The 25,319-nt window shown below is 64.3% G+C and carries 25 protein-coding genes; 15 read left to right on the forward strand and 10 right to left on the reverse strand.

Annotated elements, in window-relative coordinates:
• Positions 1 to 332: hypothetical protein (locus ACNSN7_RS14430; protein ID WP_418283001.1), on the forward strand; the 332-nt coding region annotated here is incomplete at its 5' end.
• 315 nt (positions 333 to 647) lie between these two features.
• Here ACNSN7_RS14430 and ACNSN7_RS14435 read toward each other — a convergent pair.
• Positions 648 to 2,096: an SLC13 family permease gene (locus ACNSN7_RS14435; protein WP_418283002.1), complete on the reverse strand. Its 1,449-nt coding sequence runs from the start codon at positions 2,094 to 2,096 to the stop codon at positions 648 to 650.
• Positions 2,097 to 2,199: 103 nt separating this feature from the next.
• Between ACNSN7_RS14435 and ACNSN7_RS14440 the strand changes: the two genes are divergently transcribed.
• The 6 genes from ACNSN7_RS14440 (at position 2,200) to ACNSN7_RS14465 (ending at position 7,769) form a co-directional block, all read left to right on the forward strand.
• The gene (locus tag ACNSN7_RS14440) at positions 2,200 to 2,637 is read left to right on the forward strand and encodes a universal stress protein (protein WP_418283003.1); all 438 of its coding nucleotides are present in this window, start codon (positions 2,200 to 2,202) and stop codon (positions 2,635 to 2,637) included.
• Complete coding sequence (locus tag ACNSN7_RS14445; protein WP_418283004.1) at positions 2,634 to 3,617, forward strand: NAD(P)-dependent oxidoreductase; 984 nt, start codon at positions 2,634 to 2,636, stop codon at positions 3,615 to 3,617. The genes ACNSN7_RS14440 and ACNSN7_RS14445 overlap by 4 nt, the downstream gene beginning before the upstream one ends.
• Before the next feature lie 106 nt (positions 3,618 to 3,723).
• Complete coding sequence (gene tcuA, locus ACNSN7_RS14450) at positions 3,724 to 5,157, forward strand: FAD-dependent tricarballylate dehydrogenase TcuA (RefSeq protein ID WP_418283005.1); 1,434 nt, start codon at positions 3,724 to 3,726, stop codon at positions 5,155 to 5,157.
• A gap of 76 nt (positions 5,158 to 5,233) precedes the next feature.
• Positions 5,234 to 6,496 carry an isocitrate dehydrogenase (NADP(+)) gene (gene icd / locus ACNSN7_RS14455; protein ID WP_418283006.1) on the forward strand — a complete coding sequence of 421 codons (1,263 nt, stop codon included), beginning with the start codon at positions 5,234 to 5,236 and terminating at the stop codon, positions 6,494 to 6,496.
• A gap of 81 nt (positions 6,497 to 6,577) precedes the next feature.
• Positions 6,578 to 6,967: a cupin domain-containing protein gene (locus tag ACNSN7_RS14460; RefSeq protein WP_418283007.1), complete on the forward strand. Its 390-nt coding sequence runs from the start codon at positions 6,578 to 6,580 to the stop codon at positions 6,965 to 6,967.
• Positions 6,960 to 7,769, forward strand: coding sequence for an SDR family NAD(P)-dependent oxidoreductase (locus ACNSN7_RS14465; protein ID WP_418283008.1), 810 nt, complete (start codon positions 6,960 to 6,962; stop codon positions 7,767 to 7,769). The genes ACNSN7_RS14460 and ACNSN7_RS14465 overlap by 8 nt, the downstream gene beginning before the upstream one ends.
• A gap of 58 nt (positions 7,770 to 7,827) precedes the next feature.
• Here ACNSN7_RS14465 and ACNSN7_RS14470 read toward each other — a convergent pair whose 3' ends face one another.
• The gene (locus ACNSN7_RS14470) at positions 7,828 to 8,625 is read right to left on the reverse strand and encodes an SDR family oxidoreductase (RefSeq protein ID WP_418283009.1); all 798 of its coding nucleotides are present in this window, start codon (positions 8,623 to 8,625) and stop codon (positions 7,828 to 7,830) included.
• Between the two features lie 117 nt (positions 8,626 to 8,742).
• Positions 8,743 to 9,240, reverse strand: a complete 498-nt coding sequence (locus tag ACNSN7_RS14475) for a redoxin domain-containing protein (protein WP_418283010.1) — start codon at positions 9,238 to 9,240, stop codon at positions 8,743 to 8,745.
• A gap of 200 nt (positions 9,241 to 9,440) precedes the next feature.
• On the opposite strand from ACNSN7_RS14475, the gene ACNSN7_RS14480 reads away from it, so the two are divergent.
• Complete coding sequence (locus ACNSN7_RS14480) at positions 9,441 to 9,788, forward strand: cupin domain-containing protein (protein ID WP_418283011.1); 348 nt, start codon at positions 9,441 to 9,443, stop codon at positions 9,786 to 9,788.
• A 734-nt stretch (positions 9,789 to 10,522) separates the two neighbouring features.
• Here ACNSN7_RS14480 and ACNSN7_RS14485 read toward each other — a convergent pair.
• The 7 genes from ACNSN7_RS14485 to ACNSN7_RS14515 form a co-directional block, all read right to left on the reverse strand.
• Complete coding sequence (locus tag ACNSN7_RS14485) at positions 10,523 to 10,702, reverse strand: hypothetical protein (protein ID WP_418283012.1); 180 nt, start codon at positions 10,700 to 10,702, stop codon at positions 10,523 to 10,525.
• A gap of 48 nt (positions 10,703 to 10,750) precedes the next feature.
• Complete coding sequence (locus tag ACNSN7_RS14490) at positions 10,751 to 12,250, reverse strand: tripartite tricarboxylate transporter permease (protein WP_418283013.1); 1,500 nt, start codon at positions 12,248 to 12,250, stop codon at positions 10,751 to 10,753.
• A 55-nt stretch (positions 12,251 to 12,305) separates the two neighbouring features.
• The gene (locus tag ACNSN7_RS14495; protein WP_418283014.1) at positions 12,306 to 12,917 is read right to left on the reverse strand and encodes a tripartite tricarboxylate transporter TctB family protein; all 612 of its coding nucleotides are present in this window, start codon (positions 12,915 to 12,917) and stop codon (positions 12,306 to 12,308) included.
• A gap of 30 nt (positions 12,918 to 12,947) precedes the next feature.
• Positions 12,948 to 14,048: a Bug family tripartite tricarboxylate transporter substrate binding protein gene (locus tag ACNSN7_RS14500; protein ID WP_418283015.1), complete on the reverse strand. Its 1,101-nt coding sequence runs from the start codon at positions 14,046 to 14,048 to the stop codon at positions 12,948 to 12,950.
• Between the two features lie 267 nt (positions 14,049 to 14,315).
• Positions 14,316 to 15,443, reverse strand: coding sequence for a mandelate racemase/muconate lactonizing enzyme family protein (locus ACNSN7_RS14505; protein WP_418283016.1), 1,128 nt, complete (start codon positions 15,441 to 15,443; stop codon positions 14,316 to 14,318).
• Positions 15,444 to 15,515: 72 nt separating this feature from the next.
• The gene (locus ACNSN7_RS14510) at positions 15,516 to 16,619 is read right to left on the reverse strand and encodes a zinc-dependent alcohol dehydrogenase (protein ID WP_418283017.1); all 1,104 of its coding nucleotides are present in this window, start codon (positions 16,617 to 16,619) and stop codon (positions 15,516 to 15,518) included.
• A gap of 54 nt (positions 16,620 to 16,673) precedes the next feature.
• Positions 16,674 to 17,471: an SDR family oxidoreductase gene (locus tag ACNSN7_RS14515; protein ID WP_418283018.1), complete on the reverse strand. Its 798-nt coding sequence runs from the start codon at positions 17,469 to 17,471 to the stop codon at positions 16,674 to 16,676.
• 229 nt (positions 17,472 to 17,700) lie between these two features.
• Here ACNSN7_RS14515 and ACNSN7_RS14520 point away from each other — a divergent pair, with 229 nt between their 5' ends.
• The 7 genes from ACNSN7_RS14520 (at position 17,701) to ACNSN7_RS14550 (ending at position 25,239) form a co-directional block, all read left to right on the forward strand.
• The gene (locus ACNSN7_RS14520; RefSeq protein WP_418283019.1) at positions 17,701 to 18,903 is read left to right on the forward strand and encodes an MFS transporter; all 1,203 of its coding nucleotides are present in this window, start codon (positions 17,701 to 17,703) and stop codon (positions 18,901 to 18,903) included.
• A gap of 149 nt (positions 18,904 to 19,052) precedes the next feature.
• Positions 19,053 to 19,811, forward strand: coding sequence for an IclR family transcriptional regulator (locus ACNSN7_RS14525; protein WP_418283020.1), 759 nt, complete (start codon positions 19,053 to 19,055; stop codon positions 19,809 to 19,811).
• Between the two features lie 63 nt (positions 19,812 to 19,874).
• Positions 19,875 to 20,282, forward strand: coding sequence for a universal stress protein (locus ACNSN7_RS14530; protein ID WP_418283021.1), 408 nt, complete (start codon positions 19,875 to 19,877; stop codon positions 20,280 to 20,282).
• A gap of 426 nt (positions 20,283 to 20,708) precedes the next feature.
• Positions 20,709 to 22,055 carry an MmgE/PrpD family protein gene (locus ACNSN7_RS14535; RefSeq protein ID WP_418283022.1) on the forward strand — a complete coding sequence of 449 codons (1,347 nt, stop codon included), beginning with the start codon at positions 20,709 to 20,711 and terminating at the stop codon, positions 22,053 to 22,055.
• 142 nt (positions 22,056 to 22,197) lie between these two features.
• Entirely contained in the window at positions 22,198 to 23,157 is a 960-nt protein-coding gene (locus ACNSN7_RS14540) for a hydroxyacid dehydrogenase (protein WP_418283023.1), read from the forward strand.
• A 533-nt stretch (positions 23,158 to 23,690) separates the two neighbouring features.
• Positions 23,691 to 24,134 (forward strand): acyl-CoA thioesterase, encoded by a 444-nt coding sequence (locus tag ACNSN7_RS14545; RefSeq protein ID WP_418283024.1) that lies wholly within the window; start codon positions 23,691 to 23,693, stop codon positions 24,132 to 24,134.
• Between the two features lie 91 nt (positions 24,135 to 24,225).
• Positions 24,226 to 25,239: an aldo/keto reductase gene (locus ACNSN7_RS14550; RefSeq protein ID WP_418283025.1), complete on the forward strand. Its 1,014-nt coding sequence runs from the start codon at positions 24,226 to 24,228 to the stop codon at positions 25,237 to 25,239.
• Positions 25,240 to 25,319 lie beyond the last annotated feature (80 nt).

The raw sequence follows: 25,319 nt of genomic DNA on the forward strand, positions 1-25,319 counted from the left end.
GGGTGGGACTCAAAGGGGCAGCCGCGAGGACGAAGCCCGCCGCAGCAAGCACCGCACCGGGCTGTGTGGAGAGGGGCGGCGCGCAGCAAGGCGCGCGAGTCGTCGCGGCTGGGGCTTTGGAGGTGTTCACCGTCGATCCGAGTAAGACCGCTTATAAGCGAGTGGCTGGGGCTTTGGAGGTGTTCACCGTCGATCCGAGTAAGACCGCCTATAAGCGAGTGGCTGGGGCTTTGGAGGTGTTCACCGTCGATCCGAGTAAGACCGCTTATAAGCGAGTGGCTGGGGCTTTGCAGGTGTTTACCGTCGATCCGAGTAAGATCGGTTATAAGTGAGTGACTAAGGCTTTGGAGGTGTTCACCGCCCCGTTAGCAGCTTATAAACACCCGCCAGCAACACCCAAATTCGACTTATAAACGACCAGACCACCGATCTGATTCACGTACTCCCGCTATCGATCAAGATGCACGTTCAAACATCGGCTGTTTCATGCTCTATCGTGTCGCGGATCACGGCCCGCTCGCGGCGCGCCATCACAGGAGGTACCGATCACGAATGGACGTCCAGCGAGTCACGTTCAGGTTGCCTACCCGTTCGGTACGTCCGCGGACGGGTGTTCCCTCTCGTGGTCGGGTCCCGCGGTCGGTCGATCACACCACGAGCGGCCAGTAGAACAGCCACGACACCACGATCACGATGAGTCCGTGAACCATCGTCACGAGTCCGAACCCGAACACCTCACGGAGCCCGAGCGGGCCCCTGTCGTACGACAGCAGCACCGACGTGGTGTTGAACGGGAAGAACGTCGTCGACCCGATGACGGTGAGCACCGACAGCGCGAGGAACAGTCGGTTGATTCCGAGCACCGCACCGAACTCCATGATGATCGGCAGCGTCACGACGATCGCGGCCGACGCGGTCGAGAACCACACTCGGATGAACACGCCGATCGCCAGCAGCGTCCCGACGACGAGCCACGGGGCCATCGCCTCGAACGGGACCGCGTCGATGAGCAGCCCGACCACGAAATCGAGCGTCCCGGTCGACTCCATCACCTCGAGGATCGAGAACATCGCGCCGATCAGAAAGAGGATCCCCCAGCTCACCTCGCTGACGAGCTCGCGGTCGACGATGTCGATCCCGGGGGCGGCGAGGATCGCGACCGCGACGACGGCGGGGACGATCGTTGGCACGCCCAGAAAGGAGCCGGCGATCCACGCGAGAACCGCACCGAGCATGACGAGACCGACGATCCGCTGTTCCCGGTTCAACGACGCGCTGCCGTCCTCGACCGCGGTCGTCATCGAGTCGTCGAGCGCGGTCGACTCGACGGTTCGCTCGTCGTCGACGCCGTAGAGGTAGATGGCGCTGACCGTCGACAACCAGAACAGCAGCATCATCGGCGGGATCATGTACACGCCCCACTGTACCCACGTGATCGGTCGCACGGACTCGTTGATCAGCTGTGAGGTAATGATCGCCATCCCGCCGCCGGTCATCAGCATCATCGAGCCGATGGGGTTGATGTGACCGAGCACGATGAACGACGTCTTTCGGAACGAGCCGTCGTTATCGAGCCCGTACGCGTCCGTCATCTGGTTCACGACCGGAATGAACGTCACGGCGCGGGCGACGGCGGACGGCATCAATAGCGACAGCGCGACCATGTGTGTCGCGAGCGACCGAACCGTCGTTTTGGGCGTGCTTCGCGACGAGAGCATCCGCCCGGCGACGACCTTGCCGAGACCGACCTTCCCGATCGCGCCACCGAGGAGCAACAGCAGGAACAGGAAGAACACGAGCGTCGATGCGAACCCGGCCACCGCCTCATCGAACGTCTCGACGAGATCGAACGCGTACAGCATCACCACTGCGAGCGTACTGGACACCACGTACGGGACCGCTTCCGTCAGCCACAACACGAGCGCGAACCCGAACACCGCGAGAACGAGCTGCATCTCGGGTTCGAGCCCGCCGAGCGTCGGCGAGAGGACGCCGACGGTGAGGACGACGAGAGAGGTCCAGATCCCGATGTCGCGGGGACCCGGAACGGGGAGACTATCGAGAAGGGCGAACAGGCGGGTCCGGGAGTCAGGCATGTACTCGACGAACGCGGGTCAGTACAAAAACACAGCGAACGGAGCAGTATCGCCCGGACCATTGAAAATTATAAGAACGTTGGGCTCACATACCGTAGCACCAATGACTATCATTGCCGGGGTCGAGCGGATCGACCACGAGAGTGCAGCGGTCATCGAGGGTGCGAAACTCGCCGAGGCGTTCGACGAAGCGCTCCACGTCGTCCACGTGTTGAGCCAGTCGGAGTTCCGTGACCTCGAACAGAGCAGCCTTCAGGAGACGGGCCAGACCGTCCCGGTCGACGACATCAGGTCGTACGCCAAGGAGGCCGCCGACGACGTCGCCGCTCGAACGACGGACGACTACGAGGCGGTCGGTCTCGTCGGGGATGCGGCCGAAGAACTGATCAAGTACGCCAACGACCATGACGCGAGTTACATCTGCGTCGGCGGTCGACGTCGCTCCGCGGTCGGTAAGGCGCTGTTCGGTAGCGTGACCCAGGACGTTCTGTTGGATTCGAACTGCCCCGTCGTGACCCACATGCGAGCAGGCGACGAATGAGCGGCGCGGGGACACCCACCGCGCTCGTCGATCAGGACGTCAAACCGCGTGCAGTCCTCGAACGAGGCGTTGGCGACCGGATCGCACTCGACGTCGGGGTCGATCCGACGGAGGACGCGCTGATCGATCGGCTCGCGGGCAAGGACGTGTTGTTCACGACGTCCCGGCTCCCCGTCTCCCGCCGGGTACTGGAGTCGGCCGACTCGCTCGAACTCGTCGCGAAGATCGGAACCGGGATCGACACGATCGACCTGGACGCCGCGGCGGACAACGGCGTCACGGTCGTGTACACTCCCGGATTGAACGCGCTGTCCGTCGCGGAACACGCGCTCACGTTGCTGTTAAGCGTCAAGCGGAACGTGCTGATCGGTCAGCAAGCGCTCCAGGACGGCAAGTGGCGTGACGAGGTCCCGAACGCCACGCCGGTCGCGGGTACGTCCGTCGGGATCGTCGGGTTCGGTAACGTCGGATCGCGGCTCGCGGGGCTGCTCTCCGGGTTCAACGTCGACGTGTACGCGTACGATCCGTACATCCACGAGATCGACACCCAGATCACGGGAACGACCCTGACGGACTTCGAGACCGTCCTCTCGGAGCCGGAAGCCGTCGTCGTGACCGCCGAACACACCGCGGAGACGCGAGGGATGATCGACGCGGACGCGCTCGCGACGATGGCGGACGACGCCGTCCTCGTCAACACGGCGCGCGGCCCGATCGTTGACACCGACGCGGTCGTCGCCGCGCTTCGCGAGGGCACGCTCGGCGGTGCGGGACTCGACGTGTTCGAGACGGAGCCGCTCCCCGCGGACTCGCCGCTCCATGGGTTCGAGAACGTCGTCACGACGCCGCATATCGCGGCGTCGTCAGTTCGTGCGCGCTCGGCCATCATCGAGACGCTGGTGGACTGTACCTTCGAGTTCATGGACGGCGGAGTCCCCCCGGAGCGGTTCATCGCGGTCGCGCCCCCGGACGACGTGTAGCCGCCCGGGACGCGCCGTCCCACTCGCATCCTTATAAACTCCTGTTCCCGCTTGTCGGAACGATTTTGTACATGTCCGTCGTACTCCTTCATGGTTAGCTACACACATGTCTAACAACGAATACGACGCCGTCGTCGTCGGATGTGGAATCGCCGGGCTCTCGGCGGGGATCCGTTTGGCGGAACAGGACGTCTCGGTGGTCGTTCTCGAGAAATCGCCGAAGAAACACCGCGGTGGTCACACGCAGTTCACCGAGTCGTTCCGTCTTCCGACGGCGGATATCGACCTCGACGTCGAGTTCAACGTCGAAGACTACGACGCCGCGGACTTCTACTCGGACCTGATGAAGACGACGAACTATCGGGCCGACGAGGAGCTCGCGCGGACGGTGACCGAGGAGGCGGCGGAGACGTTCGAGTGGTTAACCGCGATGGGGCTGGAGTGGGAGTATCAGGCCCCCCATCCCGGCTACACGGCGGGCCGCGTCTGGCTCGACGGCGAGACGATGGTCGACGGTCTCGTCGATCGATTCGAGGAGGTCGGTGGCGAGGTACGCTACAACGCCGAGGTCCAGGACGTGATCCGTGGTGACGACGGGTCGGCCGAGGGCGTCGAGGGGTTCGTCGACGGGCGTCGCGTCCGCTTCGAGGCGGACGCCGTCGTCCTCGCCGCCGGGGACTACGGTTCCAGCAAGGAGAAGCGGACCCGGTACTTCGGTCCCGGCTACGGGAACATGAAGGTCCGAGGGAGCCGTTACAACACCGGCGAAGTGATCGACTCGGCGATGGACGTCGGGGCGAAATCCGACGGCGAGTGGGGCGACGCCCACATGGCGCTCATCGACGCGGGCTCGCCGGACGTCGAGGGCGGGATCACGCGCATCGACGGTTATCAGTACGGGCTCATCCTCAACCACGACGGCGAGCGATTCGTCGACGAGGGCGAGGACTCACGGGCACACACGTACGCGAAGTTCGGCCGTCGCATCTTCGAGCAGCCGTATCACGAGGGGTTCATCGTCGTCGACTCGAAGGTCACCGATGACGTTGCCCACATGGGCCCGTCGCGAGCGATCACCGCCGATTCGCTCGAGGCGCTCGTCAGGCGGCTCGACATCGAGCGCCCCGAGAAGGCGGTCGAAACGATCGAGGCGTACAACGAGGCCTGTGCCGACGATGCGGCCGACCGGTACGACGCCGACGTCCTCGACGGGAACGCCACGGAGGGACTCGACCTCCCCAAGTCGAACTGGGCGCTCCCGCTGGATGAGCCGCCATACACGGGCTACCCGGTCACCGGCGGAATGACGTTCACGTTCGGTGGCGTCGCGATCACGCCCGAGGCGGAGGTGCTCGACACGACCGACACCGTGATCCCCGGACTGTTCGCGGCCGGCAACGTCACCGGTGGGTTGTTCTACCACAACTATCCCGGCGGATCCGGACTGACCAACGCTGCCGTTTACGGACGGGTCGCCGCCGAAACGGCCGCCGAGTTCGTCGACGAAGCGGAGACCGAAGCCCCCGCCAGCGACGACTGACGGTCCCGATCGCACCCGAACCGGCGGCGGGAACACGCATCTTTTTAAGCGAACGTGCGGAGTTCTTACCTGATCTATGAGTTACGACAAGGTTACGGTACCGGAGGAGGGTGAGGCGATTTCGCTGGCGGACGAGGAGACGGGTGAGTTGGACGTGCCGTCGAATCCGGTGATTCCGATCATTCACGGCGACGGGATCGGCTCGGACGTGGGGCCGGCCGCCCAGCAGGTGTTAGACGCGGCCGCGGAGGCGACCGGTCGGTCGATCGCGTGGATGCGCGTGTACGCGGGGAGCGCGGCTCGCGACATGTACGGCGAGAACCTGCCCGAGGACACCGTGTCCGCCATTCGCGAGCACCGCGTCGCCATCAAGGGCCCGCTCACCACGCCCGTGGGCGCGGGCTTCCGCTCGCTCAACGTCGCGCTCCGAAAGAGGCTCGATCTCTACGCCAACGTTCGCGCCACGTACTACCTCGACGGCGTTCCCTCGCCCGTCACGAACCCCGAGGCGATGGACATGGTCACGTTCCGTGAGAACACCGAGGACGTGTACGCGGGCATCGAGTGGGAGTCCGGCACCGACGAGGTCGAGCAGGTCCGCGAGTTCGTCGAAGCGGAGATGGGCGTCGACGACATCATCCACGACGGCCCGGTCGGCATCGGCATCAAGCCGATCACCGAGTTCGGCTCGAAGCGGCTCATCCGCGAAGCGATCGACTACGCGCTCGCGAACGACCGCGACTCGGTCACGCTCGTCCACAAGGGCAACATCATGAAGTTCACCGAGGGCGCGTTCCGCGACTGGGGCTACGAACTCGCCGACGAGGAGTACGGCGAGGACGTCATCTCCGAGGACGCCCTCTGGGAGGAGCACGACGGCGACCAGCCGGACGGAACGGTCGTGGTCAAAGACCGCATCGCCGACAACATGCTCCAGCAGGTGCTCACACGCACGGAGGACTACGACGTGATCGCCACGATGAACCTGAACGGCGACTACTTCTCGGACGCGGCGGGCGCACAGATCGGCGGCCTCGGCATCGCACCGGGGATCAACCGCGGCCACGGCCGCGCACTCGCGGAACCCGTCCACGGCTCCGCGCCCAAATACGCCGGCCAGGACAAGGTCAACCCCACCGCGATGATCCTCTCGGGCCGCGAAATGCTCGAGTACCTCGGCTGGTCGGACGCCGCCGACCTCGTGCGTGACGCGGTCGAAGAGACGATCTCCTCGGGCAAGGTCACCTACGACCTGCACCGCCAGATCGAGGGCGGCGAGAAACTCGCCACCAGCGAGTTCGCCGACGCCATCGTCGAGAACATCGAACGGCTCTCCTAGAGCGCCGATCGACCCGCGGTCGACCGGACTCGACGTCGGTCGCACCTACGCTTTTAAGTTCGTCTCGCTACTCGATAGGGTATGGTACGTAAATACGAACCATCCGAGATCCCGTCGGTGTACAACCTCCGAGACGCGCCGGTCGCGAAGGAGGGGAAGGGGTTCGAGCAGGTCGTCTTTCGCGGCATCGACCAGATGGTCGGCATGACCACGATCGGGCCGGACCGGGAGGACAAGCCGCAACACTCGCACCCGTGGGAACAGATGAACGTCGTCATGGACGGCGAGGTCGACTTCCTCGTCGACGGCGAGCGGATCTCGCTGTCCAAACACGACGCCCTGGAGATCCCGCCGGACGTCCCCCACGCCTCCCGCGCCGTCTCCGACGAGCCGGCCACGCTGCTCGCCTTCTGGCCGCTCCGCGAGGACCGTCTCGACGCGACCGAGTACCAGACGGAGTTCGATGTCTAGCGACGCGGACGGCGGCAGCGAGGGCGCGGGGATGGACCTGACAGGGAAGACGGCGCTCGTCACCGGATCGAGCAAGAACATCGGGCGAGCGACGGCGGTTCGACTCGCCGAGGCCGGTGCCGACGTCGGGATCACCGCCCGAAGCGACGAAGCGGGCTGTGAGGAGACGGCTCGTCGCGTCCGTGAGGCCGGTGGCGAGGCCGCGGTCGCGCTCGGCGACATCGGGGACCCCGACGACATCGAGGCGGTCGTCGAGCACGTTCGGGACCGGCTCGGGCCCATCGACGTGCTCGTGAACAACGCGACGTACCGTCCGTCGAAGCCGTTTCTCGACATTGACGCGGCCGACGTCGACCGCGTGATGGACGTCAACTTCCGCGGCGTCCTGTTGACGACGCAGGCCGTCGTCCCCGACATGCAGGAACGGGGCGGTGGCGCGGTCGTGAACCTGATCGGGGCGATGGTCTACCTCGGAAAGACCGGCCACTCCCACTCGTACGGCTCGAAGCTCGGACTCGAGGGACAGATCCGGCAGTTGGCCACGGAGCTCGGCGGCGACGACATCCGCGTCAACGGCGTCTCGCCCGGCCTCATCGACGTCGACCGGTCCCGGACGGAGGAGTGGGAACGGATCGAACGGGAAGTGATCCGGGCGACGCCGCTCGAGCGGCTCGGTCGCGTCGACGAGATCGCGGACGCGTGTTGCTTCCTCGCGTCCGACGCCTCGTCGTTCGTGACCGGACAGGTGTTACACGTGAACGGCGGGACCTATCCGACGCCGACGCTGGTCCCTGACGAGTAGCCGCTGCGGAGAAACGGACCGTGACGGGGGACGGGTGACGATCCCGCCCGGCCGACCCTTATAAGAGACGGCTGCTCCAGCCGCCGTCGACCGGGAGCACGGAGCCGGTGATGTACGACGCTGCGGGCGAGGAGACGAACGCGACGGCCTTCCCGAACGTCTCGGTCGTTCCCATCTCCGGAACCGGAAGTTCCTCGACGCGGAGCTCGCGAACCTCCGCCTCGGTTATCCCTTCGCGTTCCGCTCGCGCGGTGATCTTCGATTCGATCCGATCGGAGAGCACGCCGCGAGGTGCGACGCAGTTCGATCTGATATCGTGTTCGCCCTCCTCGTTTGCGAGTATCTTCGAGAGCCCGTAGACGCCCGGACGGAACACGTTCCCGAGGGTACCGTACGACGTCGGCTCGGCGGCCGAGGCGGCGACGAGGTGCGTGATCGCTCCGCCACCGTCACGGAGGTGCGGGAGCGCCGCCTTACACTGGATCACCGTGCTTCGGAGTACGTCGTTGTATCCGCCGTCGAACGCGGAGAGCGACGTGTCCTCGAAGGAGGTGTTGTCGGGGCCGCCGTGGTTGGTCACCAGGACGTCGAGACCACCGAACTCCTCCACCGTCGCGGCGATCCCCGACTCGATGTCGTCGCGGTCGGCGAGATCCGCTTCGACGGTGAACACTGCCTCCCGATCGCAGCCGGCCGCCTCAACGATGCTCTCCCGAGCTTCCGCGAGGTTTCCCGCGCTCCGGGAGGCGATCGCCACGTTCGCTCCCTCGGCGGCGAACTGCGTGGCCGCACCGAGTCCGAGTCCCTTGCTTGCGGCGGCGACGAACACTGACTTCCCTTCGAGTTCGAGTTCCATGTGTGCTCATCACAGAACAGGGTGGTAACGCTTCTGTTCGCGGAAGCGGCATGATTCACCCAGCTACGATTCGCCCGGATTCGGGCCGGTACGGTCCACGGTGTGGATCCGGAGTGGTTACGCTTCTCTCGCGTCGCTGACGCGGTCCTGGAGGTCGGACACGAACGGCTCGAACGCCGGATTGTCGCCATCGCGGACCCACCGATACGTCACGATCCCGTCGTCGTCGATGACGAAGACGCTCCGTTGAGCGGACTCGATCGAGCCGTACATGTTCTCGTAGACGACGTCGTACGCGTGGACCAGTTCGTGGTCCCAGTCGGAGAGCATCGGAACGTCGAACCCCTCCTGTCGGATCCACTCGTTCTGGGCGAACGGGAGGTCGACGCTGACGCCGAACACCGAGGCGTCGAGCGCCTCGAACCCGTCCATCTCCCGTCCGATCGTACACATCTCCTCGGTACAGCCGCCGGTGAACGCGCCCGGCACGAACGCCAGAACGATCGGTCCGTCGCCGATCGCCTCGGACAGCGTGAAATCGGTCACGTCGTCGTACCCGTCTCCGCCGGCCTTCGGGACGGTGAAGTCCGGAGCCGACTCGCCTTCAGTAACCATACGTCCCCGTTTCTCCGGCAGTGACGTAACGATGGCGGACGGTCGCTGGCAGTGACGGACAGCGACGGACGGTCGTCGGGAGCGACGGACTGTGCCGGACGGTCGTCGGCAGCGACGTGCGATGTCATCGAAATCGTCTCCTGGACGAAAGCGATCCGCCGACCGCTAGGTTCTTGTCGCCGCGAGATGTGCGATCGGATATGGAGCCAGTCGATTTCGACGACGCCGAGCAGTACGAACCCGACGAAGGATGGGGCCGGAAGTCGCTCGCGGGCAGTGACCAGTTCTCCTTCGAGTGGTTCGAGAAGCCGCCGGGACACAGTTCTCCGATGCACGACCACGAGAACGAGCAGGTGTGCCTCTGTCTGGAGGGTGAGCTCACCGTCGCCACCGAGGACGACGAGGTCGTCTTAGAGAAGTACGACTCGGTCTACCTCGAGTCGTGGGAGGCCCACCGCGTCGAGAACACGGGCGACGAGCGCGCCGTCGGCCTCGACGTGTTCGCACCCGGTCGCGGTTTCGACTTCTGGACGGACCGCGAGGAGTAGTCGACGACGTCGCGGGGGCGGCGTCGTGACGCCGCCCCCACGATCGACGCCGTCCGTCACGCAGTCGGTTTACTGACACCGCGTTTTCGAGCCACATCTCTCGCCACCCCTCTAAACATACGAAAACAGCAATAAACGATAACGTATATGTGATCTACTAGGTTATCCTTCTTCGGTTCGCGGATCGGTCCGATCCGTCGGGTCTCTCAGTGGACTTTCGACTGTTCTCAACGATACACCTCATATATGTCTGTACGTGTGCGGTATATACAAATAAAATCCGAAGAAGGGCCATGTACCGTCGATATTTCCGATCGAAGAATGGACGATTCCGTTACTGTGACGACCGACCTACGTCGGGAGACGTCTCGAACAAACACGAGGTATGAGTGGGTACACACGAGGTATTAGCGGATTTCGGCCCTGGATCTCGTCCGATGCGGTCGAGACATCGGAGTACGGCGAAGCCGGTGTTGTGATCGGTGTCGGATCGCGCGATACGCTTCGTAATATAACTTGGTTCATATATGTATATATATTTTATATGTATGTGGTACTGAACGGAGGAACCGGGGTCGGTTTCGGGGGTACGACCCCGTCTCGCTCGTGTGAACCGCCTCGGGGTCAAGCCCCGAGGCACTCGGCCTGCTCCGCCTGTAGAGACTCGCGGATCGTTTGCTCCCGAGGCGCTTTACAGCAGGTCTCCCGAGGCGACTCACAGCTGTCCCGGCGATTCACTCGGCGAGTATTCGGAAGTCCGCCATGCTTTTCGCGAGGAACAGTCCGCCGATGACGACACACAACGTCGCGTACAGCGCTTCGTCGAGGAACACGGAGAACCCCGCGCCCGAAAGGACCAGGAACGCACCCACGCTGCCGTTGACGCGCATCCTCGTCGCGTTTGGCCGTGTCATGAACGCTCTACGACGGTGAACGAAAAGAGTGTGACGGCCTCGGGCGTGTTACGCTGACCCGTCGGACCGGCTCTGCCACACGCCACGGAGCAGGTTTATGGCCGGTTCGGTGATGAACACGACCACGATCGCGATCCAGAGGATGATGGCGATGGTCCCCTCGAAGAAGTACGTCGGATCCTGCCTGCTGATGAGCATGCTCCGGAGGAACGCACCCTCGATGATCGGTCCGAGGATCACCCCGAGGATGATCGGGATCAGCGAGTAGTCGTTCTCGCGCATCACGAACCCGATGATCCCGAACAGGAACATCAACCAGACGTCGAACAGACTCGATCGCATCGCATACGCCCCGATGACGGTCAACACGAGGATCGCCGGCACGAGCATGTGGGCGGGAAGGGTGACGACGCGCACGAGGTACTTCGAGATGGCCAGTGCGAATATCACCAGCGCCACGTTCGCGACGAGTAGCGAGAGGATGATGATGTTGGCCTCCAGCGCGAAGTCCTGCATGAGTTCGGGTCCCGGTCGAACGCCGTGTAACAGCAGCGCGGCGAGCATGACCGCGGTCGTTCCGCTTCCCGGGATCCCGAGCGCGAGCGTCGGGACGAGCGAGCCGGCGGTCACCGCGCTGTTGGAGCCCTCGGACGCGATCACACCCTGTGGGTTCCCCTTGCCGAACTCCTCCGGTTTATCCGACTGCGTCTTCGCGATCCCCCAACTCACGAAGTTCGCGACGGAGGTCCCTGCCCCGGGCATCGATCCGATGACGAGACCGATAGTCGCCGCTCGAACCACGTCGATCGGACGGCGGATAACGTAGACGAACCCCGAGAGGATGTCGCGGTAGCTCGTTTTGATGTCCGTGTCCGAGCTGATCGCCTTCTTGTTGATGAGGTAGAACAGTTCGGAGATCGCGAACAGCCCGACGACGACCGGAACGAACGGCACCGAGTCGTACAGCGCGAAGTAGCCGAAGTCGAGCCGCCGCTGTCCGGTCGTCGGATCGACGGGCATCGCCGCGATCAGCAGTCCGAGGAACCCGGCGACCAACCCCTTCCGGATGTTGTCCCCGATCGCGGCCGCGACGGCGGCCAGCCCGAAGAGGCCGAGAACGAATATCTCCCGGTTGGTGAACATGAATGCCAGCTGTCCGATCGGGTCCAGAAGCAGCAGGATCGCGACGGCGGCGAGGAGGCCGCCGATCGTGCTCGCGAGGATCGAGATCCCGAGCGCCTTCGATGCCTCTCCTTTCTGTGACATCGGGTACGCGTCGAGTACCGTCGCCGTCGCGCCGGCGGTCCCCGGAGTGTTGATGAGTACGGCCGGGATCGCGCCGCCGTAGTTCGCGCCGACGTAGATCGCCGACAGGAACACCAACGCGATCTCCGCGGTCATCGGGAGCGTGAACGGCAGCGCGATGGCGACGGTGTTCGTCCCGGTAAAGCCCGGGATCGACCCCGCGAGAATACCGAACACCACCCCGATGAATATCAGCGCCAGGTTCTCGACGGTCAACAGCACCTCGAGTGCTTCGAGGATCATCTCCATCGCTTCTCACCCCCGTCGTGTCGCGCGGACGTCGGTGAGACGTCGGAGATCATATCCCCAACACCCCCTCCGGCGGCTGCAGCCCCATCAGCTGAATGAACAGCCCGTACACTGCGACCAATACGAGCACCGAGACGCCGACCATCACCTTCGGATCGCGTAAGCCACCCAACAGCATGATCGCGATCATCCCAGCAAACGACGCCGGGAAGAACCCGAGAAAGTCGATCGTCCCGATGTAGACGATCCCGACGAACACCAACCCGATCGACCGGTTCCACTTCCGGGCCCGGTGCCGGACCGACTCGGCGAACGTCAGGTCGCCCGACCGTCCCCACAGATCACGGAGCTCGGTTACCGAGACGCTGACGACCGCGACGACCAGCATGGAGATGACGAAGTACGGGTAATAGAGGTTCGATCGCCTGAGTTCACCGTACGTGTTCTCGATGTAGAGTGCCGCGAGAACGAGTCCCGCGACGGGGAACGCGAACCGGACCAGCGTGACGTACGCCGTCGACAGCCGGGAGGTGTCGTCGTCGTCGCCGTCGCTCGCCGCTCCCGAGTTCTCGTCCGGATCCTCCGGCGGTTCAGCGTCGGCTCGTTCGTCCGGTTCGGCCTCGGTCGCGAGTGTATCGGTTGTCGATGTGTTTGAACTCATTTAAAAATCGAAAGGGTCGGGAGAGATCCGTTAGTTCTGGACGTACTCTTGGAACAGCGGGATGAACTCCTGGTACGTTTCGTAGGCGGCCCGCAGGATCTCCTCGGTCTCGTCGGGGTCGTTCCAGACGAGCTTCCCGAGTTCGCCGATCTCGTCTAAGTCGGCACGGTACTCCTCGTTCTGGTGCGCCTCGTAGAACGCCTCCTGAACGTGCTCGTACCGGCTCGGGTGTGCCTCCGCGGCGTCCGCCGAGACGTAGTAGAACTGCGTCCCGTTCGTCGGGTCGTAGTTGATGTCGGTGCCGAGCGCCTCGTTGATCGGCGGGGCGTCGTTCGTCAGGTCCGGTTCCGGGTTCTCCTCCGAGTAGATACAGAGACAGGTCGACTCGTCCGCGATGCTCGCGCTGTTGTACACACTGCGAGCCGCCACATCGATCTCGCCCTGTAACAGCGCCGTCTGGGTCGGTCCGCCGCCGTCGAACGGCACCAGCGTGAAGTCGATCCCCGTCGCCTCCATGAGCTGGATGATCGACAGCATGTTCCGGTTCGTTGGGCCGGATGCGCCGACGGTGAGCTCGCCGGGATTATCGTCCGCGTAGTCGACGAGTTCCTCGATCGTCTGGAACCGGTCGTCGTCGGGACGAACTCGGATGATCGCCGCCTCGCCGGAGAGGGTTCCGAGCGGTCGGAGGTCGTCGAGCGTGAAGTCGGGGTCCTCGCCCTCCGCCTCGTCGAACGCGACCGCGGCGGGAGTCGCCGGGGAAAGCGTTCCACCGATCCGGAGGAGCTCGCCGTCCTCCGCGACAGTGTTCGCGGCGATCCGCGTTCCGGCACCGTCACGATAATCGATGCTGAGGTTGGTTCCGAGCGCCTCCTCGAAGTACGGCTGAATCTGCCGCATGTTCGTGTCGACGCCGCCACCCTCCGAGTAGGCGTTGATGAAGTCCAGCGACGACGGTGGGTAGTCGTCGACTTCCTCCTGATCGTCGCCGTTGCCGCCGTTACCGTTGCCGCCGTTACCGCCGTTGCCATCGTCCGGAATCTCCTCGTCGTCCGAACAGCCCGCGAGAGCGACTGCCGCTCCGCCTGCTCCCAATGTCTTGATGAACGTCCTTCTGTCGCTTGTTGTCATGATCCGTCTTCACAAGAGGGTTATGTCTATTTATATTTTTTGTGTAGGACACAACGACGTTCGAGTCAGTGAGCGAACGTGGTGGCGGTCGAATCGCCAGTTGACGGTGATTGCGTAGGTTGACGGTGATTGCGTAGGTTGACGGTGATTGCGTAAGCGATGCGCGTCCGACGCGTCGGAGACCGTACCCGGTAGTAAGGACGTACCGGCCACTCGGGGCGTGCTTGCCGACCGAGACGGAAGGTCCGAACGGGTGCGACCGCGCCGTCAGTCGACGCGGTACTCCTCGAACACGTCCTCGTCGATCGTGATTCCGAGTCCGGGTTCGCTCGGCGGATCGATCCGCCCACCGTCCTGTACGTAGATCGAGTCGCGGTTCTCGACGTACGGTCCTGCGATGTACTCGCCGGGGTCGTCGATGTCGTCGTCGAGGACGGCGAACTCGATCAGTTCACACTGTCTGCTCGCCGCGGCGACGTGGAGGCTGGCGGCGTAGTTGATCGCCGGGCCGAGCGCGTGCGGAACCATCTCCTTGTTGAACGCCTCGACGAGCGATGCGACGCGCGTTGCGCCGGTGATGCCGCCGACGTAGTCGAGCGACGGCTGGTAGATGTCGAGCGCACCGGCCGTGAGGTGATCGAGGGCTGGGTAATGTGGCGTGTGCGTCTGGTACCCGGAGATGGGGACCGCGACGTCGTCGTTGAGCTGCGCCTGTCCCTGGATGTCCGTGTGGGCGATGGGCTCTTCGAACCACTCGACCTCGTACTCGCTCGCGGTCTCCGCGACTGCACGGGCGTCGGTGTAGTTGTAGGAGGTGTTGGCGTCGATGGCGAGCCCGAAGTCGTCCGGGATCTCGTCCATGATCGTCTTGATCCGGTGGCGGTCCTCGGCGACGCCGAAGCCCGCACCGATCTTCATCGCCTTGAACCCCTTCTCGTGGAGCCAGTCCGCGTAGTCGACGAGCTCTTCGGCCGTCTTGTCCGCCGGGAACGTCGCGTACGCGTTCACTTCGCCGGTCTGTCCGCCGAGAAGCTGGTAAACGGGTTTCCCTGCCTCCTTCCCTTTGATGTCCCAGAGCGCCTCGTCGATCGCGCTCAGCGCGCCGTACGCACCGGCCCGCTTCACGTGGAGGTACAGTTCGTGCCAGATCGCCTTGACGTTCTGCGGGTCCTTCCCCTCGATGTGACGAGACATCGACTCGATGCTGCGTGCGAGGAAGTGGTTGTTCTCCTCCGACCGGTAGAACGACTCGCCGTATCCGGTAATTCCCTCGTCCGTGTGGATGCGGACGACGACGGAACTGATCTCGAGTTCGCGGGCCCCGACCTGTGCCGGGAGAGATGCGGCGTCGACGGCACTGCCGAGAACAGCAGTTTCCACGTCTGTGATCTTCATCTGTGATTGGAAGGCGATACCACAGGGTCTAATATTTTGCGGTCGATCGCATCGATCGCCCCGTCCGTCCCGTCACTCGTTGACGACGATCTGTGCGGGTCCGCGTGCGTCGAACCGCTCCTTGTCGGCAGTTATCGTGACGGCCCGCTCGAACTCGTCGAGGCCGTCCAGCTCGTGGGTCACGTACTCCTCGATCGACACGCGGTCGCTCGCGACGAGTTCGGCGGCGAGCCCTCCGGTGTCCCTTCCCGGTCCGACGGTTGCGACACCCGTCACGGGGTTGTTCCACGTCACGCTCTTCTTCCGGATGGCCCGTGCCGAGAACGTCACGTCACCGATGACGTATCCGACTTGCACGACGGTTCCGCCCGCTCGTACCATCTCGACCGCCTGTGCGATCGGGTCGGAGCCGCTGGTCGCGTGTGACTGCTCACCGCCCACGGCCTCGAACACGACGTCGGCACCGACGCCGTCGGTGTGCTCCGTGACCGCGCGGACGGGATCGACCTCGGTGGCGTCGATGGGGTCGAGGCCTCTCTCCGCCGCGATCCGGAGCTTCTCCGGGTTCACGTCGACGACGTACACGCGCTGGGCTCCTTCGAGCAACGCGAGTTGGGCGCACTGATACCCCATCACCCCGGTTCCGACGACGGCGACGACGTCGCCGGTTTCGATCCCGCTGTCGCGGACGGAGAGTATCGAACTGGCGAGCGGCTGCAACGCGGCCACCTCCGCGTCGGAGAGCGACGACGGCACGGAGCGAAGCGCCTTCCCCGGAATGGCGGCGAACTCCGCGAGCGCCCCCGGAACGTCGTAGCCGACGTACGTCTTCGTCGGACAGTACAGCTCGTACCCCGATCGACAGTACGTACACTCCCCGCAGTGTACCTTCGCCGGTGCGTACACGCGATCGCCGACGTCGACGTGGTCGACGCGTTCACCGCGCTCGACGACGCGGGCGCTGAACTCGTGCCCGAACAGCCGAGCGGGTCCGTCCGCGAGCCGGTCCCGAACGCTCTCGTGGTGGGCGATCTTCTTGCCCCGATACAGTTCGCACTCGGTCACACTGAGCTGCACGCGACGCACGTCCACCAACACCTCCTCCGGTCCGGGCTCCGGTCGGGGAACGTCCTCGATACGTGCGTCCTCGAAGTCATGGCAGACAACTGCTCGCATATGTCGGCCTTACTGCACAGCGACCTATACGTTCTGATCGCGGTTCACGCCGGCTCAGAGCACGTACCGGCTCCAGCCACCGTCGACGCTCACCACCTCACCGGTGACGTAGCTGGCTCGCGGGGACGCGACGAACGCGACGGCGTCGGCGAACTCCGACGGCTCGCCGGGCCGATCCAATGACACTTCGTCGACGCGGCTCTCGAGGGCTTCCTCGCGAGTGAGTCCCCGCTGCTCGGCCCGTCGTTCGACTTTGTACTCGATCCGATCCGTCATGATGAACCGCGGCGTCACCGTGTTGGCGCGAACCTCCGGCGCGTACTCACGGGAGATCGACTTCGTCAACCCGTACAGCCCGAGCCGGAAGACGTTCGAGATCGCGTGGCCGGTGGGCGACTCGCGTGCCGACGCGCTCGTCACGGTGACGAGCGATCCCACGTCGCTCTCGCGGAGATGCGGGAGCGCCGCCTCACAGAGCCATCGAGTGCTGGAGATCACGCCCTCGTAGCTGTCGTTCCACTGTCGTTCGGTCGCCTCCTCGAACGTCACGGCCGGCGGTCCGCCGTGGTTGGTCACTTGGACGTCGATCCCACCGAACTCGTCGACTGCGGCCGCGATGAGCCCCTCGACGTCGTCACGCTCGGTCAGGTCACAGACCACCGGTAACACGCGATCGTCGTCGACGCCGGTTTCCGCCCGTACACGGTCGGCGGCGTCCTCGATGCTCTCGCTCGATCGTGAACAGATCGTGACGTTCGCTCCTTCCTCGAGGAACCGTTTGGCGGTCTCATAGCCCAGTCCCTTGCTCGATGCGGCGACGACGACGGATCGGTCCGCGAGCTGTAAGTCCATGGTGTGTCTCCACCCAACACGGCCGACTCTAAATCAGTTGCGCTCGCTCCGATCGCGGTACACGCGGAACACGGACTCACGGTCGGACTCGCGGCCCACGGACGCACTCACGGTACACGGTCGGACTCGCGGTCGGACTCACGGCATAGGAGGGACCGCCGTTCTTCCGATCCGGCCGACTCTACCCCCACCGGAAGTATAAGGGACCCCTGTGTCCTCACTCCGCGTAATGGTCGACACGTACGAACGGTTCCGTGACGGGGTCCGAACGTACGATCTCGTCATCGTCGTTTCGCTTTTGTGGTTCATGGTCCAGTTCCTCCGGTTCGTCTTCCCCCCGCTGTTCGAGACCTTTCAGTCGACGTTCGCGGTAACGAACACCGAAACCGGGATCCTGTTCACCGCGATGATGCTCGCGTACTCCGCCGTCCAGTTCCCGTCCGGCGTGCTCGGCGATCGATACGGCCGCCCGCTCGTCATCCTCGTCGGAGCGAGCGTGTTCACGGGGGCCGCGCTTTTGGTCGCCGCGAGTCCGTCGTTCCTGGTCATCATGCTCGGTGCCGTCCTCATCGGGCTGGGAACCGGCCCACACAAGGCGGTCGCGATCCCGCTTCTGTCCCACAAGTACGAGGACCGAACCGGGCGCGCGCTCGGGACGATGGACACGATCGGCCAGTTCGGCGGCATGGTCGCCCCGCTCGTCGTCGTCGGGGTCTTGAGCGTCTTCGTCTGGCAGGGCGTGTTCGTTCTCGGTGCGGTCGTCTCGGCGGTCCTGGTGGTGACGTTCTACGTCGTCGTTCGCGGCGACACCGAACTCCGCGTGAAGGGGTCCGTATCCCAGTCGCCCGATGACGGCGGCGACGAGGGATCGACGACGAGCTATCTCTCCGTGTTCAGTGACCGGTCCCTGCTCGTGTTCGTCGTCGTGACGATGCTTTTCACCTTCGCGTGGAACGGGCTCTCCTCGTTTTTCCCGCTGTTTCTCGCGACGGAGAAGGGACTCTCCTCGGGGATGGCCGGCGTCCTGTACAGCCTGCTGTTCGTCGCGAGCGTCAGTCAGGCCGTCACGGGCGATCTCAGCGACCGTATGGGTCGGCTCCGAGTCAGCGTGGTGCTTTTCGTGTTCATGTCGGTCGGCCTCGCCGGCCTGATCGCGCTCGAATCGCTCGCCGCACTGGTGCTCATCACGGCGGTGGTGGGTATCGGGTTCCACGGCTTCCGGCCGGTTCGGGACTCGTACCTCATGGACGTCATTCCTGACAGCGTCGGCGGCGGCACGCTCGGGGTCATTCGGACGGGTATGACGGCCGTCGGGGCCCTCGCACCGGCAGTGACGGGGTACCTCTCCGACACCGTTGGGTTCGTCGTCGCGTTCCTGGTGCTCGGTACGGCGGCGGCCATCGCGGGGGTTCTCACCTTCCTGCTCAGATGAGCTCTTCCTGCTCAGATGAGCTCTCCGGCCGTTCGCTCCCGACGGGGCGTCATCAGACACGACCGTCCGCCGTTTCGACGTGTCGCTCTCGTCTGACGATCGCGGAGCGGAGGAAAACGTTCATACGTCTCCGGTTCATCCCGTTCGTCATGGACGAACGATCGAGGTTGATCCGGTCGATCGAAACGATGTTCGACGTCGTGACGGTCCTCGTCGAAAACGACGGCGCGGGCGTGACCGAGGTCGCGACGGAGCTCGACCTCGCGAAAAGCACGGTGCATCAGCAGCTCTCGACGCTCCGCGAGCTGGGGTATGCCGTAGTGGAGGACGGCGAGTACCATCCGGGGCTTCGATTTCTGGAGATCGGCGAGCACACGAGGGAACGCAAACGGATGCACGTCCTCGCGGAACCGCTGGTCGAGCAGTTGGCCGACGAGACGGCGGAACGCGCCCAGTTCTTCGTCAAGGAACACGGGCGTGCGATCTACCTCTACACGAAGGAGGGGGAGCGCGCCGTCAAAGTCAACCGCCGTCCCGGAAAGGTCAGATATCTCCACTCCAGTGCGGGCGGAAAGGCGATCCTCTCGGGGATGTCCCGCGAGGACGTGGAGGCGGTGATCGAGAGGTGGGGACTGCCGGCGGAAACCGAGAAGACCATCACCGACGACGCGGCGCTGTTCGAGGAACTGGACCGCATCTCCGAGCGCGGGTTCGCCACGAACAAAGAGGAGTCGATCACGGGGCTGTGGGCGCTCGGCGTTCCCGTCACGGTGGACGGAGAGGCCGTCGCCGCCTTCAGCGTCTCCGGTCCGCGATACCGTCTCGAGGGCGACTGGTTCACCGAGGAGCTGCCGGGCCTGTTGCGAGGAACCGCGAACGAGCTCGAACTGAAACTCGAGTACTCGTAGTCGACGATCGAGCCCACGGACACGCAGTAACAATTAATGGGACGCGCTTGCTGGTAGGGAACGATGACGATCGTATCAACCATCGACGACGCTGACGACGCACGGATCGTCGCGGAAGGGAAGGCGCTCGCGGACGCGTTCGGCGAGGAGCTCCACGTCGTCCACGTGCAGGACCGAGAGGAGATCGAGGAGTCGGTCGGAAAACACGGGAAACGCACTGCCCGGGAGGAGGCGGCGGCGACGGCCGCGACGGTCGCGGAGACCGTCACCGACGAGTTCGAGGCGATCGGGCTGCTCGGTAATCCGGCCGCGGAGATCGATTCGTACGTCGACGAGGTCGACGCGCGATACCTCGTCGTCGGCGGCCGGAAGCGCACGCCGATCGGTAAGGCGTTGTTCGGAAGCGTCACCCAATCCGTGCTACTCAGCGTCGATACGCCGGTCGTGACGGTCCGGACCGGCGACACCTAATCCGTTCGTCACTGACGAACGTTCTGTGACGGGAATCGGTAGAATATGACGAACGTCGCAGTATCGAACGGATCCTCCAATGATTCCAGCATTACCTCCGGCTCGGGAGATATATCATTATTATATGTTTAATATCTGTACGTCCGTCACGTCGTGTATTTACAATAATACGGTTGTAATGGAATCTGTTCGGCAGTACGCTCGTTCCGTACGGGCCGTCGATCTCGGCGGATCGTTCCCCGTTTGGTCTAGCTCGCTCGACGTTCGTCATTGACGAACGACTGAATGCGCATCGATTCGCCGTCGCTCGGCGTCCGCGCTGACGGCGGATAGAATTCTCCCGCTCTCGTCACATGGATCCGACGAAACGGTCGCCACATCGTTCCGACGAAAAGGTTAATATACGAACGCACCGCAGTCGGCTGTATGGGTGAAACAGCAGTGCTTGCGGAGTTCGTCGAGTCTGTCGTGTACGACGACGTGCCGTCGGAGGCGATCGAACACGCGAAAACCGCGATCCGTGACTACGTCGGTGTGGCGATCTTCGGCTCCCACCACGAGGTCGGCGAGCAGATGACGTCGTACGTGGACGCGTACGGTGGCGACGGCGACGCGACCGTGATCCATCGCTCTCCGAAGTCCGCGCCCGCGGCGGCGCTCGCCAACGGTGCGTTCGGCCACGCGATCGATTACGACGACACCTTCGAGTCGATCGTCATTCATCCGACGTCGCCGGTGTTCGCCGCCGCGCTCGCGGCCGCCGACGAAGCCGACGCCACGACCGAGGACCTACTTCTCGGGTACGTCGTCGGCTGTGAGGCGGCGTTCCGCGTCGGTCACAGCACGTATCCCGAGCACTACCAGAACGGGTGGCACAGTACCGGAACCGCCGGTTCGTTCGGGGCGACGGCGGCCGCGGCGTCGGTTCTCGGTCTCGATGCGGAGGAGATTGCCCGGGCGTTCGGGATCGTCGCCTCCGGCTCCTCGGCGCTCAAGAAGAACTTCGGGACGATGACGAAGCCCCTCCATGCCGGCCACGCGGCACAGATCGGCGTTCGAGCGACGCTGCTGGCGCGCGAAGGGTTCACGTCCGATCCCGAAGTGTTCGAGGGCGAAAACGGGTACAACCACGTCATGACGATCGACGGCGCGTACGATCCGTCCGAGATCACCGACGGTCTCTACGAGGAGTGGGCCGTTCAGGACATCGGGTACAAACCGTACCCGTCGGGCGTGATCACGCACGCGGCGATGGACGCAATGCGTGATCTCGTCACTGAACACGATCTCGAACCGGACGACGTCGAGGAAGTCGTCGTCACGCTCGAGCAGGCCGCCGACGAGATGCTGATCCACGCACAGCCGGACGACGCGCTGCAGGCGAAGTTCTCGATCGAGTTCTGTCTCGCCGCGGTGCTCCGCGAAGGCGACGCTGGGATCCACGAGTTCACGGACGAATACGTCACGCAGGAGGCGACCCGAGAGGTCATCGACAAGGTCACTCGGGACTTCAGAGAGGAGATATTCGGCGACCAGTACGCCGGCTACGGCGCGATCCTGCAGGTGACGACGACCGACGGCGAGACGCTCGACACGGAGGTTCGGTACGCGCCGGGCAGCCCGAACAACCCGGTGAGCGAGGACCGGCTCCGTGCGAAGTTCTTCGAGTGCGCCGAGACGCAACTCGACACCGACGAGGCGGAGGCGCTCGAAGCCGCCATCCTCGATCTCGAATCGACGGATATCGACGAGCTCCGCGGGTACCTCGCTTAAGCTCGACGGGAGAATACGTCGCGTGAGCCCGCGGGAGAACACGTCGCGTGAGCTCGCGGGAGTCACGTGAGATCAACGGGCTCAGGGGGATCCCGCAGGCCACTCCCGGAAACGTTTTGGGCCGCGGCCTCGTGGTCCCGTCGTGAACCACGAAGTCCTCAGTACCCGTTCCATCGATCGGGTCGAGACCGCGTTTGCCGACGTCGACACCACCGTGATCCCGAAGCGCCGGTACGAACGCGAGGAACTCATCTCACGGATCGGCGAGGCGCGCGGGTTGTTCGTTCACTCCGAGAACACGTTCGACGACGTCGTTATCGATCGGGCTCCGAACCTCGAGGCGATCGCGAAACCGGGATCCGGAATCGACAACATCGACCTCGACGCCGCGACCGAGGCGGGCGTCGTCGTCCTTCACACGCCCGGGATGAACGCCGTGGCGGTCGCGGAGTTCACCGTCGGTGCGATCCTCGCACGGCTCCGGCGGCTACCGGAGGCCCAGGCCCACCTCGCCGAGGGCGGATGGCGCTCAGAGGACTGGTGGGGGACCGAACTGCGGGGGAAAACCGTCGGGATCGTCGGACTCGGTGCCGCCGGGATGGAGACCGCCACGCGTCTCGATCCGTTCTGTGAGGAGTTCCTCGTGTACGACCCCTACGTCGACGACGACCGCGTCGCGGCGATCGACGGCGAATCGGCGTCGCTCGAGGAGGTCCTCTCGGCGTCGGATCTGGTGTCGATCCACGTCAGGCTCACGCCTGAGACTCGCGGGATGATCGGTGCCGAGGAGCTCGCGACCCTCGGTCCCGACGCGTATTTGGTGAACACGTCACGCGGCCCGGTCGTCGAGCGTGAGGCGCTGGTCGAAGCGCTCGAGTCCGGCACGATCGCCGGGGCCGTTCTCGACGTGTTCCACGAGGAGCCGCCCGATGCCGATGACCCGATCCTCGATCAGGACACGGCGTTCACGACGCCCCACCTCGCCGGAGCGACCACCGAGACGCGCACGCAAATGCTGAATGTGGCCGCAGAGAACCTGATCGCAGTGCTCGACGGCCGCGACGTCCCGACCGAGTACGTCGCGAACCCGAGCGTCCTGTAGCGCACAAGTCGGTACGCGCCGATCCGTCTCTTATATACCTCAACGTTCTTGTATATAAGATATGTTCTACTTTACTATCATATATTCCCCTCGACGGAGACGGATGGTCTCGCATCCGCCTGCCCATCCGCGGATGCGGATCCATACGACTCGGTATGGCGTTATACGATTTTTAAGCGCGTCTCATTCGGTTCTCCTGCGAGCGCGATCGGAGATCAGCGATCTTCAGCCCGTGCTATCGATCCGTACGCTCGAATCCTCCGAGACAGGTTATATCCCGGATATTATCTTATGTTACTCCGATTTCCGGATGATATATTGATCGGGACGCCGGAATGTCGCTTCGGAGACGGATTCGGAGCAAATGCGCTCATATATCTATCTTCTATATATGATGTTATATTTATATTTATGCGGAGGAGGGGGTACGTCTGACTCGTGTGCTTCGGGCACGGTTCGTCGCTCGTTCGTGCCGGCGTCACTGTATCCGTCGTCGCCGGTGACCCTTTCCGGCCCGCCGTCGTGGTCGACGTATGTCGACCGTCAGCGACACGTACATCGAGAACCGCCAGCGCGTCCAGCCGACGCACACGAACAACTACGAGTCCGCACACGGGGGAAACGTCGTGAAGTGGATGGACGAGGTCGGCGCGATGTCGGCGATGCGTCACGCCGGCGAGACGTGCGTCACGGCCCGAATCAACGAGTTGGATTTCAAGCGACCGATCCCGCAGGGAGACACCTGCGTCATCGAGTCGTACGTGTATGCGTCGGGACGGACGAGCGTCCGTGTTCGGCTCCGCGCGTTCCGCGAGTCGCCGCGGACCGGTGAACGCGAGATCACGACGGAGTCGTACTTCGTGTTCGTCGCCGTCGACGAGGACGGGTCGCCGACGCCGGTCCCGGAGTTGACCGTCGCCGGAGAGCGCTGCAGGGAACTCCGAGACGAGGCGCTCGCGGCCGAGCCCGACGAGTAGCTCGCCCCCGTACGAATCGAACGTGGACGTCCGGGACGACCTCGCATCCGCTTGACGTGGATTTTTCTCCGTTCGGTCCAATATCTATTCGATGACGCCACCACTCGCAGCGATCGATCTCGATTTCGTCCCGCTCGGTCGGACCGGCATTCGAACGAGCGAACTGCAGTTCGGCACGTGGCGCTTCGGCAAGGAGAACGAGTCGGGCGAGGTGGAGATCGGCGAGGAGCGCGCCCACGAGCTGCTCGACGCGTACGAGTCCGCCGGCGGCCGCTACATCGACACCGCCGACGTGTACGGTAGCGGGGCGAGCGAGGAGTGGATCGGCGACTGGCTCGCCGACCGCGACCGCGAACGCTACACGATCGCCTCGAAGATCTACTGGCAGATCCGCGACGGCGACCCGAACAGTCGGGGGACGAACCGGAAGAACGTCCGCCACCGCGTCGACGCCTTACTCGACCGGCTCGACACCGACTACGTCGATGTCCTCTACATCCACCGCTGGGACGACGACACGCCGACCCGAGAGCTGATGAAGACGCTGAACGGGCTCGTCGAGTCGGGCAAGGTCCACTACCTCGGCGCGTCGACGATGCGGCCGAACGCCTGGAAGGTCGCCCGTGCGAACGCCATCGCGGACGCACAGGGCTGGGAGCCGTTCACCGTGCTCCAGCCGCGGTACAACCTCGTCGATCGCGAGGTCGAGGGCGACTACCTGGAGTTCGCTCGTCAGCGAAACCTGGCCGTCTCCCCGTGGAGCCCGCTCGGACAGGGATTCCTGACGGGCAAGTACGATCGCGACGAGGACCTCCCGGCGGACTCGAAGGTCGCGTCGTCGAGCCGGTTCCAAGAATCGTACCTCACCGCGGAGAACTTCGACGTCCACGACGAGCTCGACGCGGTCGCCGACGAGGTCGACGCGTCGCCCGCACAGGTCGCGCTCGCGTGGCTCACTCATCGGGACGGGGTCACCGCACCCATCGTCGGCGCGCGCACGGTCGACCAGCTGGCGGAGAACCTCGCGGCCGCGACGATCGATCTCTCCGACGAGCAGGTCGACCGGCTGACGGCGGCGAAGCCGGGCCCGTACGAGGGACTGTAGCCACCTTCGACGGTCCCAGGTCGTCCCTGGCGCGACTCCGTCGATGACGGCCGTGAAACGGTGCGTCCGAACGTGTTCGC

It is taken from the genome of Halorubrum rarum, assembly GCF_048380895.1.
GTDB lineage: Archaea > Halobacteriota > Halobacteria > Halobacteriales > Haloferacaceae > Halorubrum.